The sequence below is a fragment of the Psychrobacillus sp. genome (genome assembly GCF_056205495.1).
Window position 1 is genome coordinate 1 of sequence record NZ_JBAEAP010000245.1, and the last position, 4784, is coordinate 4784.

At 34.8% G+C, this 4784-nt stretch carries 9 protein-coding genes; 7 read left to right on the forward strand and 2 right to left on the reverse strand.

Going from position 1 to position 4784, the window contains the following annotated elements; translation table 11 throughout:
* The coding region (locus tag AC06OU_RS07030; RefSeq protein WP_475854911.1) for a CcdC family protein at positions 1–344 on the forward strand (344 nt) is incomplete at its 5' end.
* Between the two features lie 15 nt (positions 345–359).
* On the opposite strand, the gene AC06OU_RS07035 is transcribed toward AC06OU_RS07030, so the two are convergent.
* Positions 360–803 carry a DUF2621 domain-containing protein gene (locus AC06OU_RS07035; RefSeq protein WP_475854913.1) on the reverse strand — a complete coding sequence of 148 codons (444 nt, stop codon included), beginning with the start codon at positions 801–803 and terminating at the stop codon, positions 360–362.
* A 134-nt stretch (positions 804–937) separates the two neighbouring features.
* Here AC06OU_RS07035 and AC06OU_RS07040 point away from each other — a divergent pair, with 134 nt between their 5' ends.
* The 4 genes from AC06OU_RS07040 to AC06OU_RS07055 all read left to right on the forward strand — a co-directional run bounded on the left by AC06OU_RS07040 (position 938) and on the right by AC06OU_RS07055 (position 2330).
* The gene (locus tag AC06OU_RS07040; RefSeq protein ID WP_475854914.1) at positions 938–1153 is read left to right on the forward strand and encodes a DUF1659 domain-containing protein; all 216 of its coding nucleotides are present in this window, start codon (positions 938–940) and stop codon (positions 1151–1153) included.
* Positions 1154–1171: 18 nt separating this feature from the next.
* Positions 1172–1384 carry a DUF2922 domain-containing protein gene (locus tag AC06OU_RS07045; RefSeq protein WP_169359198.1) on the forward strand — a complete coding sequence of 71 codons (213 nt, stop codon included), beginning with the start codon at positions 1172–1174 and terminating at the stop codon, positions 1382–1384.
* A 136-nt stretch (positions 1385–1520) separates the two neighbouring features.
* Complete coding sequence (locus tag AC06OU_RS07050) at positions 1521–1649, forward strand: YvrJ family protein (RefSeq protein WP_169359197.1); 129 nt, start codon at positions 1521–1523, stop codon at positions 1647–1649.
* A 93-nt stretch (positions 1650–1742) separates the two neighbouring features.
* Positions 1743–2330, forward strand: coding sequence for an SCO family protein (locus AC06OU_RS07055; protein WP_475854915.1), 588 nt, complete (start codon positions 1743–1745; stop codon positions 2328–2330).
* Between the two features lie 231 nt (positions 2331–2561).
* On the opposite strand, the gene AC06OU_RS07060 is transcribed toward AC06OU_RS07055, so the two are convergent.
* Complete coding sequence (locus AC06OU_RS07060) at positions 2562–2810, reverse strand: GlsB/YeaQ/YmgE family stress response membrane protein (protein ID WP_169359195.1); 249 nt, start codon at positions 2808–2810, stop codon at positions 2562–2564.
* Positions 2811–3699: 889 nt separating this feature from the next.
* Here AC06OU_RS07060 and AC06OU_RS07065 point away from each other — a divergent pair.
* Together AC06OU_RS07065 and AC06OU_RS07070 are read left to right on the forward strand one after the other, a co-directional pair.
* The gene (locus AC06OU_RS07065; RefSeq protein WP_475854916.1) at positions 3700–4203 is read left to right on the forward strand and encodes a DinB family protein; all 504 of its coding nucleotides are present in this window, start codon (positions 3700–3702) and stop codon (positions 4201–4203) included.
* Between the two features lie 116 nt (positions 4204–4319).
* The coding region (locus tag AC06OU_RS07070) for an aconitase family protein (protein WP_475854917.1) at positions 4320–4784 on the forward strand (465 nt) is incomplete at its 3' end.

Here is a 4784-nt window from a genome sequence, read left to right on the forward strand (position 1 = left end):
TTATGTCAACCGGGGCATTAATGTTTGTGTTTCCCTTCTTTCGAGTAACATTAGCGCAAATAGGTGAAGCTTTGTTAATCGGAATGTTATTTTCTATTGTTCTGATATGGACATCTAAGTTTGAGCATAAAGATGGAGAAATCTATCTGAAACAGTCAAAAGCATTCATCTTCATATTAATCGGGCTTTTAATCATTCGTTTAGTTGGTAAGATTGTTCTTAGTTCTACAATTGATGTGGGAGCATTAAGTGGAATGTTTTGGATTTTAGCATTTGGGATGATTGTCCCTTGGAGAATTGCAATGTTCATACAGTTTAAGAAAATGCAAAAACAGCCAATATAAAAACGAGCATCCTTTTTAAGGGGTGCTCGTTTTTTTTCGATCCTCTGACAAAGCAAAATACTTTTCAAATGGTGAAACATCTACTTCCATTTCCTTGAGTTTCTTACGTAAAAACTTATGATCTCTTTTAGGAGTGGCGATGATATATCCACGTATCAACAGTTCCTGAGTGATAGCCTTGGCATTTTCTTCTAAAGCAATTTCTCCTATTTTCCCAGCTATTTTTTGTTTTGCAACAGGTCTGAACAAATCAGGGACTGGAGTAACTAGCTCATTTAACAAAGCTTTCTGTTCATCGTTCCATAGGTGTATAGTTTTATCTACATAATATTCTTCCCAGTCGAGATCTGATTTACCATCTCTTTTAGGCATCGATTTGAGAAACTTTCGGAACATGAAAAATCCGCCTATTCCCATCAAAGACACTAAGACAACAACCCAAAAAAGTATAAACCACATAAACCATCCTTCTAACAATCTCTTCACCTCATTCTTCTATCTATTAGTATAAGGTGTTTGAAATAATTTTTCATCATGAATGTATCCTTTCAAGTAAAAACTTTCTATATAGAGAGTGAAGGGAGGTGATTGAGATGGCTAATTTAGAACACAAGCATTCCGTATTAAGAATTACTTTTGAAGCTGGTATTGGTGAAAATGGTAAGTTAAAAACAAAGTCAAAAACGTATCGAAATGTAAAGGCTAGTGCCACTGCAGACCAATTAGAAGCTGCGGTAATAATTCTCTCAGGCTTTTCTACAAGTCCATTTATCATTGCAGAGAAAGTACAAACATCTAATTTAAACTAAAAATAGGGAGGGTAAAACATGGCTAAAACATTACAACTTCAATTTGAAACAGATAATGGGAAGGAATTGACCCTATCAGTAGACGAGCCTCGCGAAAATCTAACACGTGAGGAAATAGAGGCAGGGATGCAATCACTCATTAACAGCAACACTTTTCATGTAGATAGCTTTAGTCTAAGTGGTATTAAAGGTGCTAAAGTTGTTGAACGTAATGTCAATTCAATAATCTAACATGGGTAAGGGGGTATTAAGAGAGAACAGCTCTTAATACCTTTTCAATTTTGAAGTGGAGAGTGGCTTGGATCTTCTAGTAAATAGTGTTATAGTCGCTTGTACTTTTGGAGAAGATGAAAAGGAGGTTATCCCTATGGACCAGTGGCTTTCGGTTATTCAAGATGTAGGCTTTCCTATCTTTGTGTCATTCTATTTAATGCATAGAGTAGAGAGCAAGCTTGAAGAAATTAAAAATGCACTGTTATCCTTGAGCAATGTATAGACACAAAAATGTTGAAATCTAAAAGACAGAGTAGTTGAACGCAATATCCACATTGGTTAAGATTAGGCTAGGATGTTATAAAGGAGTCATACAATGAAAAAATTATTGAGTATTATAATGATAAGCTTATTAGTACTAGCCGGTTGTGGAAGCAGTGACTTTAAAGCCCAAACAAATTGGGATATACAAGAATTTGAATTTGACAATCAACGAGGCGAAGAAACTTCTTTAGAGGATTTAAAGGGAACTGTTTGGTTGGCTACTTTTATCTTTACAAATTGTGAAACAATTTGTCCGCCAATGACATTTAATCTTGCAGAAATACAAGGAATGTTAAAGGAGAAGGGGATAGACGATTATAAAATTGTCGGATTCAGTGTAGACCCTGAGGTTGATACGCCGGAAAAATTACAAGAATATTTGGACATGTTTGAAGTGCCTGATCAAAGTAACTGGGAGCTTCTAACTGGATATTCTCAGGAATATATCTCCCAATTTGCGGAACAATCGTTTAAAGCGCTCGTTCGAAATAATCCAAACGATGACCAAGTAATTCACGGATCTCGTTTTTATTTGATCGATCAAAACGGCATTGCAGTTAAAAATTATACCGGATACGAAGACGTACCTAAAGAAGAAATTGTAATTGATATGGAAACACTGATTGAAGAAGGTAAATAAATTCATATTTAAAACCTATTAAAGATTCCTTGGAGTTTTTAATAGGTTTTTTTATGGACTAATTTAGAGTGACCTTTCAGCTCAAGTTCAAATCAAACTATTTTTAACAACCACAGGCTTTTAAATTCAACAAAAAAAAGAGGCTGCCTCCAATTTTTGATATTAATCAAAGCTTGGGGCAGTCTCTTTTTTTAGAAATGATTTTTTAAATCCGTGTTAGCTTCATTAAAATTATTTACGCATACTTTTCAAGATTAAACTTAAAATAGCAACTAGGATAATAGCACCGATTAATGCTGGAATAATTGCCATGTCCCAAATTACTGGTCCCATATCAGGGAAGATCATTCCACCGATCCAAGCACCAATGATACCAGCGATAATATTTCCTATAATTCCACCAGGAATATCCTTACCAAGAATTAGTCCTGCTAGCCAACCGATGATCCCACCGATGATTAAGTATAAAATTAGTCCCATTTTCTTTCATCTCCTCAAATATTTATTATTTCGATTACACTCCTTGTATAGCCAACCTGAGAAGACGTTAAACCTCTTGCTTTTTAATTTAAATATTCCGTCTATATTTTGCCGTAAAATTCATGACAACTGAATTACTTCTGAACATACAAACTAAAGAAACATAATCATATTTCTCAATATAGTTTCTAAGAGTATAATGTAACTGAATCACTAGGATAATCGTTTACTGACTTCTATAAAAGGACTCAACTATGGAACTGAAAATGATTAACACTCCATTCTAATAAAAATAAGCTTTGTTAAAGTTATTGGTTGATTTTGACTAACAATTTACTTTTATATTGACTGTAAACATTATAAAAGGGACATTCAAATGACTATTAAGATTTAAATAGATAATGAAAGTGGGATGGGGTACAGTTTTTCGGCTTTATTTATGACAGTTTATTTATAAGCACTTATCGATGCATGAAAGCTATTCCCATTTATTGATTGGAGCGCCAGACGGCGACTCCTACGGGATGAGTGAGACAGATAAGCTATCACAACCACGCGCGTAAGCGATGGGTGATGGCTTATCGCTCACCCCGAGGAAAGCGTCCGGCTGGTGCGGAAATCAATTCTACTCTCTGATCTAAGATTTCTCTATATCATAAATCAACCCTACTCTTTAACATAGCCTAAAAATAAATGACTGTGTTTCTATCATGATTGACTTATCGCACATAAATATGGAAAGTGTCCGATAATATGAAAGACTAAAAAGGACATAAATATCATTAAGAAAGTAAGCGAAGTATAACGAGAGAAAAGAAATTAGATTGTAAGGTTGTATAGTGGGTATAAGTATAGATATATACAAAACATAGTGTAGTGGAGGTAAATAATGTTTCTTGAAAAAAACAATACAATACGTGCAGAGCTTTTTAGACTTGTAGATTCATTAAGCGAGGAGGAGTTCAATCAAAAACCTGATCAAAACTCTTGGTCACCAAAAGAGATTATGGAACACTTGGTTAAAATGGAGAATACGATTGTAAAAGGGATTAAGTCGGAGTTAGCTGATCCTAATAGTCCGCATGCGAAAAAAAAGCCAATTCAGGTTTCGACCCTTCGTTTGATCAAAGTTAAGGCACCAAAGTATACCGTGCCGAAGCCCGATTACGAGACAAAAAAGGTGATGAAAAGTCAATTACATGCAGCTAGAATGGAATTATTAAAAGTATATGCTAATAATGATTATCAAGTTTTTCAAGATAAGTCACTAAAGCATCCCTTATTCGGCAGGGTACCGCTAGTGCAGTGGTTTCCATTCGTTGGTTTACATGAAAAAAGACATTTAAAGCAATTAGAGAAAACAATTAAAAAGATAAAAGGTCATAAGAATTAATTATTACTTATAATAATTTTAATGTAATTTACTTATCGCTAAAGTTAAGTTATGATTAATGGTGGAGAAAAGTTACTTGAATAGAGTCTTTTCAATAGATATTAGGAGGAATACAAATGGCAAAAGATAGCTTACACAATAGCCGTACTTCTTTCACGCTAAATGGAAAAGAATATACTTATTATCGTTTAGCTGCTTTAGAAGAAGCAGGAATCGCAAACGTATCACGTCTACCATACTCAATTAAAGTATTACTAGAGTCTGTGTTACGTCAACATGATGGATATGTAATTAAAGATGAGCACGTTGAACAATTAGCAAAATGGGGTAAAGATGCGGATCCAGAAGCAGAGGTTCCATTTAAGCCTTCTCGAGTTGTCCTACAAGATTTCACAGGAGTACCAGTAGTAGTTGATTTAGCAGCATTACGTTCTGCGATGAACGAAATGGGCGGAAATCCAGATAAAATCAACCCTGCTATTCCAGTTGACCTTGTTATCGACCACTCCGTACAAGTAGATAAATACGGTACTGCATCAGCTTTACAAGCAAACATGGATCTTGAGTTTGAACGTAATGCA